At 53.1% G+C, this 14,866-nt stretch carries 13 protein-coding genes; 6 read left to right on the forward strand and 7 right to left on the reverse strand.

Annotation, left to right across the window (positions count from 1 at the left end; translation table 11 throughout):
- Positions 1–439: 439 nt before the first annotated feature.
- Positions 440–1,948: a sodium/proline symporter PutP gene (putP, locus tag ACTU3N_RS00615; RefSeq protein ID WP_443084224.1), complete on the reverse strand. Its 1,509-nt coding sequence runs from the start codon at positions 1,946–1,948 to the stop codon at positions 440–442.
- Between the two features lie 416 nt (positions 1,949–2,364).
- Between putP and putA the strand changes: the two genes are divergently transcribed.
- Entirely contained in the window at positions 2,365–6,324 is a 3,960-nt protein-coding gene (putA, locus tag ACTU3N_RS00620) for a trifunctional transcriptional regulator/proline dehydrogenase/L-glutamate gamma-semialdehyde dehydrogenase (RefSeq protein WP_443084225.1), read from the forward strand.
- Between the two features lie 178 nt (positions 6,325–6,502).
- Positions 6,503–6,898, forward strand: a complete 396-nt coding sequence (locus ACTU3N_RS00625; protein WP_443084226.1) for a lysozyme inhibitor LprI family protein — start codon at positions 6,503–6,505, stop codon at positions 6,896–6,898.
- On the opposite strand, the gene rutR is transcribed toward ACTU3N_RS00625, so the two are convergent.
- Positions 6,895–7,533: an HTH-type transcriptional regulator RutR gene (gene rutR / locus ACTU3N_RS00630; protein WP_443084227.1), complete on the reverse strand. Its 639-nt coding sequence runs from the start codon at positions 7,531–7,533 to the stop codon at positions 6,895–6,897. The genes ACTU3N_RS00625 and rutR overlap by 4 nt on opposite strands.
- A gap of 118 nt (positions 7,534–7,651) precedes the next feature.
- Positions 7,652–7,831 (reverse strand): general stress protein, encoded by a 180-nt coding sequence (locus ACTU3N_RS00635; protein ID WP_443084228.1) that lies wholly within the window; start codon positions 7,829–7,831, stop codon positions 7,652–7,654.
- Between the two features lie 391 nt (positions 7,832–8,222).
- Between ACTU3N_RS00635 and wrbA the strand changes: the two genes are divergently transcribed.
- The gene (gene wrbA, locus ACTU3N_RS00640; RefSeq protein WP_443084229.1) at positions 8,223–8,819 is read left to right on the forward strand and encodes an NAD(P)H:quinone oxidoreductase; all 597 of its coding nucleotides are present in this window, start codon (positions 8,223–8,225) and stop codon (positions 8,817–8,819) included.
- 19 nt (positions 8,820–8,838) lie between these two features.
- The gene (locus ACTU3N_RS00645) at positions 8,839–9,066 is read left to right on the forward strand and encodes a YccJ family protein (protein ID WP_443084230.1); all 228 of its coding nucleotides are present in this window, start codon (positions 8,839–8,841) and stop codon (positions 9,064–9,066) included.
- Positions 9,067–9,114: 48 nt separating this feature from the next.
- Here ACTU3N_RS00645 and agp read toward each other — a convergent pair whose 3' ends face one another.
- On the reverse strand, positions 9,115–10,353 hold the full coding sequence (agp, locus tag ACTU3N_RS00650) for a bifunctional glucose-1-phosphatase/inositol phosphatase (RefSeq protein ID WP_443084231.1): 1,239 nt from the start codon (positions 10,351–10,353) through the stop codon (positions 9,115–9,117).
- A gap of 92 nt (positions 10,354–10,445) precedes the next feature.
- Entirely contained in the window at positions 10,446–10,805 is a 360-nt protein-coding gene (locus ACTU3N_RS00655) for a winged helix-turn-helix transcriptional regulator (RefSeq protein WP_443084232.1), read from the reverse strand.
- A 100-nt stretch (positions 10,806–10,905) separates the two neighbouring features.
- Between ACTU3N_RS00655 and ACTU3N_RS00660 the strand changes: the two genes are divergently transcribed.
- Positions 10,906–11,655 (forward strand): SDR family oxidoreductase, encoded by a 750-nt coding sequence (locus ACTU3N_RS00660; protein ID WP_443084233.1) that lies wholly within the window; start codon positions 10,906–10,908, stop codon positions 11,653–11,655.
- A 38-nt stretch (positions 11,656–11,693) separates the two neighbouring features.
- On the opposite strand, the gene ACTU3N_RS00665 is transcribed toward ACTU3N_RS00660, so the two are convergent.
- A complete protein-coding gene (locus tag ACTU3N_RS00665) occupies positions 11,694–12,410 on the reverse strand; it encodes an SDR family oxidoreductase (RefSeq protein WP_443084234.1) in 717 nt (238 codons plus the stop codon).
- Positions 12,411–12,574: 164 nt separating this feature from the next.
- On the opposite strand from ACTU3N_RS00665, the gene ACTU3N_RS00670 reads away from it, so the two are divergent.
- Positions 12,575–13,468: an AraC family transcriptional regulator gene (locus tag ACTU3N_RS00670; protein WP_443084235.1), complete on the forward strand. Its 894-nt coding sequence runs from the start codon at positions 12,575–12,577 to the stop codon at positions 13,466–13,468.
- Here the strand turns inward: ACTU3N_RS00670 and ACTU3N_RS00675 are convergent, their stop codons facing one another.
- Positions 13,469–14,854: a diguanylate cyclase gene (locus ACTU3N_RS00675; RefSeq protein WP_443084236.1), complete on the reverse strand. Its 1,386-nt coding sequence runs from the start codon at positions 14,852–14,854 to the stop codon at positions 13,469–13,471.
- Positions 14,855–14,866 lie beyond the last annotated feature (12 nt).

The raw sequence follows: 14,866 nt of genomic DNA on the forward strand, positions 1-14,866 counted from the left end.
TAATTGACCAGCCAGACGCCTGCATTAAAAAACAATGTAAATGCGGCAACCTGAAAACAGTTAGCAATTCTCTGTTAATTATAAACAAAGCAAGATGATTGTTAGTGAATAGAAACAAATATACCGGGCAACTCAAGTAATTTCAGTTTATGGGGAGGGAGATTTATTTCAATCATTTAAATTTTCGATGGTTTTTTCAAGTGCTATGTACTTTATTGATTTATATAAATTAGCAATCAGTATCAACTATATCATTGTCTAACTTAAAGATTAAAAACGACACACAACACCGTGTTTTATTCTTTAAAGCGAATTTAGTACTACCACAAAACGCCGGATACCGCTTTCGTAAGAAAGACAGATAACGACAGGATGCAGCAATGGCGGGAATACGAGGCAGGTAATCTGGCGGAGCAGTATCCCTGCTCCGCCACGCTTTTTAGCCTTCCTGTAAACGAGACGGCGGTGCAGAGCGATAATGCGCGTCAGCTTCAGCAAAGCGCTGCTGCATCGTCGCTGAAGGGGCCTTACCTAACAGGCTGAATACCACAATTCCGATGCAGCCGAAGACAAAACCAGGAATGATTTCATACAGATCCAGCCAGGCGTAATGTTTCCATACAATCACCGTTACAGCACCGATAACCATACCTGCCAGCGCACCGTTACGGGTCATACGCGACCACATTACGGAGAACAGCACAACCGGGCCAAAGGCCGCGCCAAAACCTGCCCATGCGTAGCTTACCAGGCCAAGTACGCGGTTTTCAGGGTTCGCGGCAAGCGCAATAGCAATCAGCGCCACCAGCAGTACCATCACGCGCCCCACCCAGACCAGCTCAGTCTGGCTGGCATCTTTGCGCAAAAACGCCTTGTAGAAGTCTTCTGTAATCGCGCTGGAGCACACCAGCAGCTGGCAGCTCAGGGTGGACATTACCGCTGCAAGAATTGCCGAAAGCAGAATACCGGCTATCCAGGGGTTAAAGAGGATCTGCGCCAGTTCAATAAACACACGCTCGGCGTTCTGGTTGACCGCGCCTGCCAGCGACGCGTGCTCCGAGAAGTAAGCGATGCCAAAAAAGCCGACCGCACAAGCACCCGCCAGGCAAAGGATCATCCACGCCATACTGATACGACGCGCATGCACGATGGTATGGTGTGAATCCGCCGCCATAAAGCGGGCCAGAATATGCGGCTGCCCGAAATAGCCAAGCCCCCAGCCCATCAGTGAAACGATGGCGACAAAGTTCAGGCCTTTTAGCATATCCACGTTTTCGATGCTTTTTTGCTTAATCACTTCCAGCGAGTCGGCGAAGCCACCCACGGTAAAAATCACGATTACCGGGGTTAAAATCAGCGCAAAAATCATCAGGCTGGCCTGGACGGTATCCGTCCAGCTTACGGCCAGAAACCCACCAATAAAGGTGTAAAGAATGGTCGCCGCCGCGCCCGCCCACAGTGCCGTTTCGTAACTCATGCCGAACGTGCTTTCAAACAGGCGAGCCCCGGCGACAATACCGGATGCGCAATAAATCGTGAAAAACACCAGGATAACGATGGCGGAAATGATACGCAGCAGACGGCTCTTGTCTTCAAAACGGCCGGTAAAATAGTCCGGTAATGTCAGCGCGTTGTTATTCACCTCGGTGTGGACACGCAGTCGCCCCGCCACCAGTTTCCAGTTAATCCATGCTCCTGCCGTCAAACCAATTGCAATCCAGCTTTCGGAAATGCCGGAGATAAAAATGGCGCCTGGCAACCCCATCAGCAACCAGCCGCTCATATCGGAAGCACCTGCGGAGAGTGCCGTCACCATCGGTCCGAGACTTCGCCCGCCGAGGATATAATCATCAAAGTTTTTCGTTGAACGCCAGGCGAAAAAACCAATGAGTATCATGCCAAAGATATAAACCAGGAAGGTGACCAGCATCGGTGTGCTTATTGCCATGAATGAGTCTCCAGGATTTTTTTGACGGCAAATTCATTTTGCCGCTTTTATCCATCACCGGAACGGGGCGATGGTACGTTTTTGTTGTGTAAAGCGACGTATCCTGCCGGAACCTTCGCTTATTCACAATCGATTTAACACGGCATTTACATCAAATTCATCCTGACATTAATATCATTTAGCGATAGGTTGTACTCGGTCACACTTTTAAGGGTTGCACCTTAAAAATATGTTAACCACCGCATATTCACGGCATAACTTTATTAATACTCCTTAACTTTTAATGTTACCGGTAATTAACATTTATCCGATTTCTCACCTTGCAAAGCGGGTCACATTTAACATGGTTGCACAAAGTTGCAACATGGGAGATATTTCAGCGAACCGCAAAACAATGTAAAAACAGGAGCAAAAGCATGGGCACCACTACCATGGGGGTCAAGCTTGATGACGCAACACGCGAAAGGATCAAAGCCGCAGCATCCACTATCGACCGCACACCGCACTGGTTAATTAAACAGGCCATTTTTAATTATCTGGAAAAGCTTGAAAGCAACGCTGCTTTATCTGAGCTGGACAGCGGACAGGATACCCCCGCGCAGGATGATGAACCGGTGGTCACCGTCGAGGAAACGCCGCAGCCGTTTATCGAATTTGCTGAACAAATTTTGCCGCAGTCCGTTTCCCGCGCAGCCATCACCAGCGCCTGGCGTCGGCCTGAAACCGATGCCGTGCCCATGGTGCTTGAGCAAGCACGCCTGCCGCAGCCTGTGGCCGAAAAAGCCCACGCGCTCGCCTACCAGCTGGCAGAAAAACTCCGCAACCAGAAAACGGCCTCCGGGCGCGCGGGCATGGTGCAAAGCCTGCTACAGGAGTTCTCGCTCTCTTCCCAGGAAGGTGTGGCGCTGATGTGCCTTGCCGAAGCGCTGTTGCGTATTCCGGACAAAGCCACCCGTGATGCGTTGATCCGCGACAAAATCAGTAACGGTAACTGGCAGTCGCATATTGGCCGCAGCCCGTCGCTTTTTGTGAACGCCGCGACCTGGGGTCTGCTGTTTACGGGCCGCCTGGTGGCTACGCATAACGAAGCCAACCTCTCCCGCTCACTTAACCGTATCATCGGTAAAAGTGGCGAGCCGCTGATCCGCAAAGGCGTGGACATGGCGATGCGCCTGATGGGCGAGCAGTTTGTTACCGGTGAAACCATTGCCGAAGCTCTGGCAAATGCACGCAAGCTTGAGGATAAGGGCTTTCGCTACTCCTACGATATGCTGGGCGAAGCGGCGCTGACCGAGGCCGACGCGCAAGCGTATATGGTGTCGTATCAGCAAGCGATCAATGCTATCGGCAAGGCGTCAAACGGGCGCGGTATCTACGAAGGGCCGGGGATCTCTATCAAGCTTTCCGCCCTGCACCCGCGTTACAGCCGCGCGCAGTATGACCGGGTCATGGATGAGCTCTATCCGCGACTGAAATCCCTGACGCTGTTAGCGCACCAGTATGATATCGGTATTAATATTGATGCTGAAGAGGCCGATCGTCTGGAAATTTCCCTCGATCTGCTGGAAAAACTGTGCTTTGAACCAGAACTTGCTGGCTGGAACGGTATCGGTTTTGTGATTCAGGCCTACCAGAAACGCTGCCCGTTTGTCATTGATTACCTTATCGATCTGGCGACCCGCAGCCGCCGTCGCCTGATGATCCGCCTGGTGAAAGGCGCCTACTGGGACAGCGAAATCAAACGCGCTCAGATGGAAGGACTCGAAGGCTATCCGGTCTATACCCGCAAGGTCTATACCGACGTCTCTTACCTCGCCTGCGCGAAAAAGTTGCTCTCGGTTCCTAACCTTATTTATCCGCAATTCGCCACGCACAACGCGCATACGCTGGCGGCCATTTACCAACTGGCCGGGCAGAACTATTATCCGGGGCAGTACGAGTTCCAGTGCCTGCACGGCATGGGTGAACCGTTGTATGAACAGGTGGTCGGCAAAGTGGCTGAGGGCAAGCTGAATCGTCCTTGCCGTATTTATGCGCCGGTTGGCACACACGAAACGCTGCTTGCTTATCTGGTTCGCCGCCTGCTGGAAAACGGTGCGAATACTTCGTTTGTTAACCGTATTGCAGATACCACTCTGCCACTGGATGCGTTAGTGGCCGATCCGGTCACTGAGGTGGAAAAACTCGCCGCCCAGGAGGGCCAGATTGGCCTGCCGCACCCGAAAATCCCGCTGCCGCGTGCGCTGTATGGTGACGGTCGCATCAACTCTGCCGGGCTGGATCTGGCGAACGAGCACCGCCTTGCCTCACTCTCCTCCTCGCTGCTGAACAGTGCTGCGCAGAAGTGGTATGCCCGCCCGACCCTCGAAAAGGTTGAGATGGAGGGCGAACTTCAGCCGGTGGCTAACCCGGCGGAACCCAAAGATATTGTCGGTTATGTCGTTGAAGCCAGCGAAGCGCAGGTTAACCAGGCGCTGGACAATGCGCTCAGCCACGCGCCCGTCTGGTTTGCCACGCCGCCGCAGGAGCGCGCTGCCATCCTTGAGCGTGCGGCGATGTTAATGGAAGATCAAATGCCTGCGCTGATGGGCATCCTGGTGCGTGAAGCCGGGAAAACCTTCACCAATGCTATCGCTGAAGTGCGGGAAGCCGTGGATTTTCTGCGTTACTACGCAGGCCAGGTCAGCGCCGACTTCGACAACGAAACCCATCGCCCGCTGGGGCCGGTGGTCTGTATCAGCCCGTGGAACTTCCCGCTGGCGATTTTTACCGGGCAGATCGCTGCCGCGCTGGCCGCAGGCAACAGCGTGCTGGCCAAACCCGCAGAGCAAACCCCGCTGATTGCCGCCCAGGGTGTGGCTATTTTGCTGGAAGCCGGTGTTCCGGCTGGCGTATTGCAACTGCTGCCAGGGCGTGGCGAAACCGTCGGGGCGCAACTGACTTCTGACCCACGCGTGCGCGGCGTGATGTTTACCGGTTCTACCGATGTGGCAACACTTTTGCAGCGCAATATCGCCAACCGCCTTGATGCGCAAGGCCGCCCGACGCCGCTTATCGCTGAAACCGGCGGCATGAATGCGATGATCGTGGACTCCTCCGCGCTCACCGAGCAGGTGGTGGTAGATGTGCTGGCCTCCGCGTTCGACAGCGCTGGCCAGCGTTGCTCAGCTCTGCGCGTGCTCTGCTTGCAGGACGAGATTGCCGATCACACGCTGACCATGCTGCGCGGCGCGATGGCAGAGTGCCGTATGGGCAACCCGGGACGCCTGACCACCGATATCGGTCCGGTGATTGATGCTGAGGCCAAAGAGAATATTGACAAGCATATTCAGGCGATGCGGGCAAAAGGCCGTACCGTGTTCCAGGCCGTGCGCGAGAACAGCGAAGATGCGCGCGAGTGGCGCACCGGGACCTTTATTCCGCCAACGCTTATCGAACTGGATAGCTTTGATGAGCTGAAAAAGGAGATCTTCGGGCCGGTGCTGCATGTGGTGCGTTATAACCGCAACCAACTTGATGCGCTACTCAAGCAGATTAATGCTTCCGGCTACGGTCTGACGCTCGGCGTCCATACCCGTATCGATGAGACTATCGCCCAGGTCACCGGTAATGCACATGTTGGCAACCTCTACGTCAACCGTAATATGGTCGGCGCTGTCGTTGGCGTACAGCCGTTCGGCGGCGAAGGGGTGTCGGGAACCGGGCCGAAGGCCGGTGGGCCACTCTATCTGTACCGCTTGCTGGGTAGCCGCCCGGAAAACGCGGTGATGAAAACGCTCGCCCGCCATGACGCGGTACAACCGCTGGATGCGCAGCTGAAATCAACGCTTATCCAGCCGCTGGAAGCACTGAGCGAATGGGCAGCGAACCGCCCGGAACTGCAGCAGTTATGCCGCCAGTTTGGCGAGCTGGCGCAAACCGGCACGCAGCGTGTTCTGCAAGGCCCGACCGGTGAGCGCAATAGCTGGACGCTGGCGCCACGTGAACGCGTGCTGTGCATCGCGGATAACGAACAGGACGCGCTGGTTCAGTTGGCCGCCGCGCTTGCCAGCGGCTGCCAGGTACTGTGGCCGGACGACAGTCTGCATCGCGAACTGGCGAAGCAACTGCCGCAGCGCGTCAGCCAGCGCATTCAGTTCGCCAAAGCCGAAGCGTTAATGGCGCAGTCGTTTGATGCGGTGATTTTCCACGGTGACTCCGACCAGCTTATCACCCTGTGTGAAAACGTTGCCGCGCACGACGGAGCGATTGTCTCAGTACAAGGCTTCGCCCGTGGTGAAAGCAACATCCTGCTGGAACGCCTGTGGCTGGAGCGCTCGCTGAGCGTTAACACCGCAGCCGCAGGCGGTAACGCCAGCCTGATGACCATCGGCTAATTACTCACGGCGGATCCCAGGGCGCCTGCGGGCGCCTTTTTCACTTAACGCTCCTGGTTGTGGCTAATTGTCGAGCCATCTCGCAAAGCCAGCCTGCCGCCCTGCCCTGACGGATGACTTCCCCGCACGGCTATGTTAAAAAAACAGCAACTTCAGGGTAATCAATATAGGGAAAGGGATGAAACGTTGCATACTGGCGCTGACCGCGCTTTTACTCAGTGGCGCCGCGCTTGCCGACGAGTGCGATAGCGCCAGCACGCAAGCCGAGCTGAATGTTTGCACCGCCGGGCAATATCAGGCCGCCGATAAAAAACTCAATCAAACCTGGCAGGACGCCATCAAACGCGCCACGCCAGAGCAGGCCACGCTGCTGAAAAAAGCGCAGCAAACCTGGGTAAACCTGCGTGACAGCGATTGCGAATTTGTCGCTTCTGGTGTGCAGGGTGGCAGCATTCAGCCGATGGTGCATAACCAGTGCCTGGCAGATAAAACCATTGAGCGGGAAGCCTGGCTTGCTTCATTGTTGCAGTGTGAAGAAGGGGATGTGAGCTGCCCGCTGCCGCCTGCGCACTAACGCACGCGAATACCTTCGATAATCATACGCTGCACGTTATCAACAGTACGCTGGAAGAACGCCTCATCCTGTAACGTCGTGCCGGTTACTGTTTCGACCTGGATGGCAAAATCAGCGTAGTGCTGCGTGGAGGCCCAAATCATAAATATCAAATGGTGCGGATCGACAGCGGCAAGCCTGCCGCTATTGATCCAGCCAGCAATAATGGTGGATTTCTCCTCCACCAGCGCTTTTAAATCTCCGGTAAGCTCGGCTTTTAGCAGCGGCGCGCCCTGTAGCATCTCCTGGCAGAACAGTTTCGAGGCCTGCGGGTGATCGCGCGAGACTTCAAGCTTAAGGCGGATATATTCGCGGATTGCCTTAAGCGGCGTGGTGTCTTCACGAAACGCTTTCAGCGGTGCCAGCCAGACATCCAGGATTTGCCGTAGCACGGCAATATAGAGCACTTCTTTTGAAGGGTAATAGTAGAGAAGATTGGTTTTTGACACGCCGGACATTTCTGCCACTTGTTCCAGTCTTGCGCCATGAAATCCCAGTCGTGAAAAGACATCCAGTGCGGCGGCCAGAATTGCCTGCCGTTTCTCGCTCACTGCTTGCGTCCTTTTGCTGACGCGCTTTGCCAAACCCTGTGCCATGCATGCTCTCCTTTATCACTGCGTAAGCATATCAAATGGCGCAGGCAAAAAAAAACCGCCGGGTCTCTCCCGGCGGCGGGCGTGGGCAGCAGTCTGTCTGGCTTTCTGCCGCCAGGGATTATTCGCTGTTGCTGCGACTCCCGTGGCTGTTTTTGCCCCCTTTTTTACCGGCTTCGGAGGCTCGCTGGGGATCATTTTTGAAGTTCCCCCCGCTCTGCTGGCCACCTTTACGGCCTGCTGCTGATGCTCTTTCCCGGTCCTCGGCGAAGTTACCTGATCCACCACGATGATTTGCCATGTCTCACCTCCAGATGAGTGAAATATAAGTCATCATACTGCATTCAGTAAAAGAGGATTCTTTCACCTCACGACGTCAGGACAGCACTAAAATCTCCGTCGCGTGCAACTAAGCTTAGTGGAACGGGGGTATTCAGCCAGCCGCTGGTAATATTCTGCAACAGGTAACGCACCGAATAGTGAATACTTTCCTGTAAGAACTATTAAGCCACTCTTATCACTTCAAAAAAACCGCATCGTTAAAGTGTGTCAAATTGAAACAATGCTGATGAGGTTATTTATTATTTATCAAAGAAATGTTGCTCTGGTTTGCACTCTTCCCAACACGTCATAATCTTAAAAGGAACGCAGCGATTTGCTGTCCATCAACGTACTTTCGAGGAGTGATAGAAATGGCTAAAGTGCTGGTGCTTTACTATTCCATGTATGGACACATCGAAACGATGGCGCATGCAGTGGCCGAAGGCGCACAAAAGGTTGATGCTGCAGAAGTTATTATCAAACGCGTCCCTGAAACTATGCCACCCGAACTGTTTTTGCAGGCGGGCGGTAAAACGCAAAATGCCCCGGTAGCGACACCGCAAGAACTGCCCGAATACGACGCCATTATCGTGGGTACACCCACCCGCTTTGGCAATATGTCCGGGCAAATGCGCACCTTTTTCGACCAGACTGGCGGGCTGTGGGCATCCGGCGCACTGTACGGCAAACTGGCCAGCGTCTTCACCTCAACCGGCACCGGCGGCGGTCAGGAACACACAATTACCTCAACATGGACTACCCTTGCTCATCATGGGATGGTTATTGTTCCCATTGGATACGGCGCGCAGGAGCTGTTTGATGTTTCGCAGGTTCGCGGCGGAACCCCATACGGCGCGTCAACCATTGCCGGAGGTGATGGTTCGCGTCAACCCAGTGCCGAGGAGCTGGCGATAGCCCGTTATCAGGGAGAGTATGTTGCTGGTCTGGCAGTAAAATTGTTCGGCTAATCTTCACAGGAGGATGCAAATGCCATCTCAAGAATCGAAAGCTCATCACGTTGGTGAATGGGCAAGTTTACGCAATACGTCACCGGAAATCGCCGAGGCGATTTTTGAGGTCGCTGATTTCGACGAAGCGCTGGCGGAAAAAATTTGGGAGGAAGGCAGCGACGAAGTGCTGACGCGCGCCTTTGAAAAAACAGACAAAGATTCGTTGTTCTGGGGCGAACAAACCATCGAGCGGAAAAACGTGTGATCCCTCTTCTCCCCCGCCACTGCGGGGGAGGCATAGTGTTGGAATGGTTTATTTTGCCGCTTCACTCATCAGTGCGTTGAATTTATCCGCCGGGCAGAAACCATCCGCATCCGGTGCGCATCCCTCAAGCGCCAGCGTCACACGCTGTGCCGGTGACTTCAGCGTTAATTCTTCGGTATTACGGAGCTGTTCTTTGCTCTGGTAAACATACTCGATTTTTATCAAAGAGCGGTTGCCCGCGTTATCATGCCAGCGCTGGAAAACAATTTGCCCGCCAATCGGTGTACGTTCGTCCTGCCCTTGCAGTTGATAAGGCCTGAAATTCAGCGCCGCCAGTAGCGAGGCGATGTTGGAATCATGCCCCACCAGTACGGTTATTTTGGGCCCTTTTCCCGCCTCTTCCACCAGCGCGTGGTTGAGATATTTCACCAGCGGTTTAGACACATTGCGCGCCACCTCCGGCGTAGTAAAAAGCGTGTCCTGATAACTGTTTTTTAGCTTCGACAGCAGTTGCCACTGTTTATCAGTTTTGATTTTTCCCCACGCCACCTGATCGAGCGGAAAACCCTGGTAGTACTGCAAGGTAAATGCATCCACCAGCGAGTTACCGATTTTTAACGGCCCGGAGACACCCGGCTCATGTTGATAGCTGGCGCTGTAACTGTTTTTCTCTGTGGTCAGGGAACAGTGATGCTGCTCTTTGCAGTTCGGCGATTCGGGATAATTAACAATTTGCTCAAGCAGTTTATAGCTCTCAGTCAGCGAGTAAGACTGCCCTTTTTGCTCCATGGCTTTGATGGCCTGCTGCGAAAACTCTGCCGAATCGCGGGTGATAACCGGGTTAAAGAGCGGGTCCATCGTGCCCATTTTTTCCTGATGATTGACAGGAATGTCGCATCCTGGAAAGGCGCCGTTCACAAAGAATTGCCCAGTCGCAACGGTTCGCTGCAAACTGTTCGCCCGCACATAAACACTCTCTTTGGCCGGGCACTCACCTGCCGTGAGCAGCTTCTGGGCGGTCAGCCACTCGCGGGTGTAGTGCCCCATATAGACCTCCAGCACGCCGCCTTTGGTCGTTAATTCCCCGCCAGGAACATCCCACTGCGGCCAGCGATTCGGCGATGATTGCTGAAGGATACTGCCGTTATCCCCCAGCGGCGCGCGCAAATTATGGCGACTCAAAATCAATACTTGTTGCAACTGATACGCCTTAGGCGCGGTTTGTGCCAGCGCAGCAGGCGTGGCCATTGTGGCAATAAGAATACTTAACCAGCCGAATTTGTTCATACTCTGTTCCTCTCATCCGTGTTAGATAAAACAGTGTGACACATTTACGACAACTTGCAGGGAACGGGTGTACTGCGCGTGATCCGCCGCAATTAACGCTTTAATTCATTGCCATGTTTGCTCATCCATTCCGCCAGCGGCGTCAGGGCGCTGCGAAGCGTTAAACCAAGCGGCGTAATGCAATATTCCACCCGCGGCGGCACCTCGGGGTAAACCTGGCGCGAGACTAACCCACGTTGTTCAAACAGCCGCAACTGGCGCGTTAGCTCTTTTTGCGTGATCGGTGCCACGGCGCGCTGCAGTTCACTAAAACGCACCGGCGTGTTCAACGCAATCAACCGATACAGGATAGGAATTGCCCATTTACCGGAAATCAGGTTGACGAAATCTGTCATCGGACAGGATTCAGGCGGAAAATTTTTTACTGTCGGCAATGCCTGAGAACGCGCCATAGCTTACCTTCCGCCTCTTTAGTATCCAGTTGGTACCTTGTATCCAAAAGATACTAACGCTTTTATAGTGCCTTATCCAGCCACATTGCAGGAGTTAAAAATGGGTCGATTAACAGGTAAACATGCATTGATCACTGGCGGCACCACCGGCATCGGTCTGGCGACTGCGCAAGCGTTTATTGCTGAAGGCGCGCAGGTTGCCGTTACCGGTCGTAACCCGGCCACCTTAGAGCAGGCAAAAGCGATCCTCGGCAAAAATGCCTGGGTTATCGCATCTGATGCCGGGCGCACCGACGATCAGCGCCAGCTTGCCGCCACACTCGGTGAACGCTGGTCACAGCTGGATGTGCTGTTTATTAATGCAGGCGATGTCACGCATAATTTACTTGCAGCGTGGCATGAAGAAGCATGGGACAGGCTAATGGATACGAATCTTAAAGGTCCCTTTTTCCTGATCCAGGCGTTGTTGCCGCTCCTCAACAATCCCTCTTCGGTTATCTTGTGCGGTTCTGTCAGCGCCCGTATTGGCCTGCCAGCCAGCAGCGCATATGCAGCCAGTAAGGCCGCGCTACTTTCTCTTGCCAGAACGCTCTCGGCTGAGCTTATCTCGCGCGGTGTGCGCATTAACGGCCTGAGTCCTGGCCCGGTAGAAACGCCAGCGATGAACAAATTCGGTCTCAGCGATGATGAGCAACGTGCCATGCGTGAGGAGATAAAAAAATTAGTGCCGCTGGGCAGGATGGGTACGCCGGACGAACTGGCAAAAGCCGCCCTGTTTCTGGCTTCTGATGATTCAAGTTATATGGTAGGTGCTGAGCTTTTGGTCGATGGCGGAACAGGAAGTTTATAGCAGACAAGGCGCCCAGGCGCCTTGTTACTGTTCACTTATTAGTAGGGACTTTGTGTCGGGCGCACGATAATTTCGCTGACATCCACCCCGTCCGGTTGCACAATCGCCCAGGATATGGCCCGTGCAATAGCATCCGCTGGCAGCGCAACGCGGCGAAATGCCTGCATCGCTTCTTTAGCGCTTTCGTCGGTAATATGATCGGCCAGCTCGGATTCAACCACACCCGGGCTTACCACCGTCACGCGCAGGTTATCACTCTCCTGGCGCAGGCCATCCGCAATCGCGCGTACGGCAAATTTACTGGCGCAATAGACCGCCGAGCGGGGGAAAACAGTATGCGCGCCGATGGATGCCACGCTGATTATCTGCCCCGAGGCCTGCTGTTGCATAACCGGTAATACCGCAGCGATACCATTAAGTACACCATGAATATTCACGTCAATCGTCTGGCGCCACTCGTCGACTTTTAGCGCAGCCAGCGGTGACAGCGGCATGACCCCGGCATTATTAATCAGTACATCAATGCGCCCATAGCGAGACAGAGCAAAATGCGCCATCTTCTGTAGATCTTCCGCCCGCGTCACATCGACGGCCAGGCAGTCGATATTGCCAAGCTCTTCGCGTAATGCCTCAAGCCGCGCGATGCGCCGCGCGCCGATGATCAACTGGTGGCCATCCGCAACCAGCCGACGCGCTGTTGCTTCGCCAATACCGCTACTGGCTCCGGTAAGCAGAATTATTTTACGGTTATTCATCGCGTGATCTCCTGTGTTGTATCACCCGTTTATGCTAAGCAAGACAGGGAGAAGCCAACAGATTCATTTATCTTTAATGATTGCCTGATCCTCTCTTTGTTGTTCACATTTAGCGCATAAAGCGGCAAAGTAGTTGCTCAATCATATGCAACACAGGGGCTGGTATGTTTAACGAGATGGTATCATTACTGCACGAGCTGGCGCCCAAAGAAGGTTACACTTGCTCGCAGCTGGATACCGTGCGCTTTATGCGATCCGACCACCCGATCGGGCGTACTGCGGTGCTGTATGAACCCTGCATTGTAATTGTGTGCCAGGGCTATAAGCGCGGTTATCTGGCGAACCGGGTCTATCATTACGATAAACAACATTACCTGGTGCTATCGGTTCCTCTTCCCTTCTCAACTGAAACGCAAGCCAGTCCACAAGAGCCTTTACTGGCTGTATCCGTGCGGCTGGATATGCTGGTGTTATCAGAATTAGTGATGGAAATGGATAACGCGTGGGTACAACCCGCAACAGCACCTGAAGGGATAATGTCCACCGCGCTCGACCCGCTGCTTGCCGATACGACGTTACGCCTGCTGCGCGCCCTGATGTCACCGCAGGAGGCGAAAATTATCGGCCCGCAGATTATACGAGAGTTATATTACCGGGTGCTGGTGGGAGAGCGCGGCGGCGCGCTGCGTGCGGCGCTGGCAAATCAGGGTCAATTCGCCAGCATCGCCCGGGTTTTGCAGCGTATCCATAACCATTATTCTCAGCCTTTGCATATCCATACGCTGGCCGGAGACATCGGCTTGAGCGTCCCTGCGTTTCATAAACACTTTAAGGCCGTTACCGGTAGCTCGCCGTTGCAGTATATAAAATCGGTGCGGCTTAACCAGGCGAGGCTTCTGATGATCCGTGACAACCAGACCGCGGCCGGCGCCGCGTTTAGCGTCGGTTATGAAAGCCCTTCACAATTTAACCGGGAATTTCGCCGCCTGTTTGGGCGCAGCCCCGGCGAGGAAGCCAGAGAGATGAAAGCCGCGTTTTCGATTTACCCTCCCATCTAGTCAGGTTGCGGGTTTCCATAGTTCGACACGATTTCGGCCATTTTTCTTCGCAATATAAAGCGCTTCGTCGGCAACCTGAATCAACCGCTCGTAATCGGGATGCCCGCTAAACATTGCGGCGCCGATTGACAACGAAATAGGAATAATTTGCCCGTCAGGCGCTTTAATATTTGTTTTTTCTACCCGACTACGCACGCGTTCGGCGATGCGCAGGGTTTCATTTTCCGTCGCTTCGGTCAGGGCAATAATAAACTCATCACCCCCATAGCGAAAAACATAATCGTTGCTGCGGACATTATCATAAAACGCATACGACACTTTACGCAGCACCTCATCACCGATTTGGTGACCCCAGGTATCGTTAATTTCTTTAAATTTATCAACATCAATAATAAGTATCGACAGTGACGTTCCTGCCCGGTTGGCATGGGCAATTTCACGCTTGAAAATCGTCGGCAGGAAACGTCGATTAAGTAATTTCGTCAGAACATCAACACCCACTTCATGGCGAGAGACTTCTTCAAATAGCTCGCGTAGCAGTGTCGTAATTTGCGCCAGCGTATTGCGTACCCGAATAATAAACTTAACGCGCTGATGTTTAGTTGCCAGCGATTTAGGGGTATTACGCATCTCATTAAAAACACTATCAAACTCCAGCATCAGTTTAGCAATATGTCCCACCTCAGCAATGCCGCTAAAATAATGGCGGCCTTTGTGATTAAACCAAAGACCAAAATCAGCCTGACCTAAGGGAATACTATTGCCAAGATCTGTATCGAGCATAATTTTATATATGATATCCATTTCCCAGGCCAGCAGTGTAGAAATTTGCCGCTCTTTCTCCTCTTCCGCATTTTCAAGTAAGGAAAAAATACGGTAATTTTCATCTTCTTTAGAGGCGCTATTATCGCTGAAGGTAAATGCTCTGGACATGACCTCCATTGCTAAATCAATACTATTAATAGAGTAGTGATACATCTCCAGTTTTTGACCCGGCTGCTGGGGACTGTTATTGATAATCGGGAAAAGTAATTTTTTAAGCACGCGAAAACCCATCTCAACAATCTCAACCGGAATACCAATACGCGCATGGATTTGAGCCACGTGCTGCTGGACCTCAATAAGCCGATCGATATCATCAATAGTGCAGGATAAAACATCGGTTATCCAACGCCTCAGGGCGCTTTTAAGATGGCGTTCTACTTGATCATTTGACAGAAACTCCTCCGCATGCGGATCGGTTAAAACGATACGGTAAAATTCCATACTCAACATATGCGCATGCGTTTTTGCAAGCTCTGCACTTAACAGGCGAATGTGAGGATCTGTTTTTTCAATCAGATGCACCCATTCATCTTTCATTGCTTTAAGATAAGTCTCCATCATTCAAACCCTTAC

This window comes from Vagococcus sp. WN89Y, assembly GCF_052220145.1.
In the GTDB taxonomy this organism is placed as follows: domain Bacteria; phylum Pseudomonadota; class Gammaproteobacteria; order Enterobacterales; family Enterobacteriaceae; genus Kosakonia.

Excerpts from the sequence above, each read along its gene's own strand:
- ACTU3N_RS00670 (WP_443084235.1), top strand. The coding sequence starts at position 12,575 with ATGTTTAACGAGATGGTATCATTACTGCACGAGCTGGCGCCCAAAGAA.
- ACTU3N_RS00655 (WP_443084232.1), bottom strand. The coding sequence starts at position 10,805 with ATGGCGCGTTCTCAGGCATTGCCGACAGTAAAAAATTTTCCGCCTGAA.
- putP (WP_443084224.1), bottom strand. The coding sequence starts at position 1,948 with ATGGCAATAAGCACACCGATGCTGGTCACCTTCCTGGTTTATATCTTT.
- ACTU3N_RS00665 (WP_443084234.1), bottom strand. The coding sequence starts at position 12,410 with ATGAATAACCGTAAAATAATTCTGCTTACCGGAGCCAGTAGCGGTATT.
- ACTU3N_RS00625 (WP_443084226.1), top strand. The coding sequence starts at position 6,503 with ATGAAACGTTGCATACTGGCGCTGACCGCGCTTTTACTCAGTGGCGCC.
- rutR (WP_443084227.1), bottom strand. The coding sequence starts at position 7,533 with ATGGCACAGGGTTTGGCAAAGCGCGTCAGCAAAAGGACGCAAGCAGTG.
- putA (WP_443084225.1), top strand. The coding sequence starts at position 2,365 with ATGGGCACCACTACCATGGGGGTCAAGCTTGATGACGCAACACGCGAA.
- agp (WP_443084231.1), bottom strand. The coding sequence starts at position 10,353 with ATGAACAAATTCGGCTGGTTAAGTATTCTTATTGCCACAATGGCCACG.
- ACTU3N_RS00635 (WP_443084228.1), bottom strand. The coding sequence starts at position 7,831 with ATGGCAAATCATCGTGGTGGATCAGGTAACTTCGCCGAGGACCGGGAA.
- ACTU3N_RS00675 (WP_443084236.1), bottom strand. The coding sequence starts at position 14,854 with ATGATGGAGACTTATCTTAAAGCAATGAAAGATGAATGGGTGCATCTG.
- wrbA (WP_443084229.1), top strand. The coding sequence starts at position 8,223 with ATGGCTAAAGTGCTGGTGCTTTACTATTCCATGTATGGACACATCGAA.
- ACTU3N_RS00660 (WP_443084233.1), top strand. The coding sequence starts at position 10,906 with ATGGGTCGATTAACAGGTAAACATGCATTGATCACTGGCGGCACCACC.
- ACTU3N_RS00645 (WP_443084230.1), top strand. The coding sequence starts at position 8,839 with ATGCCATCTCAAGAATCGAAAGCTCATCACGTTGGTGAATGGGCAAGT.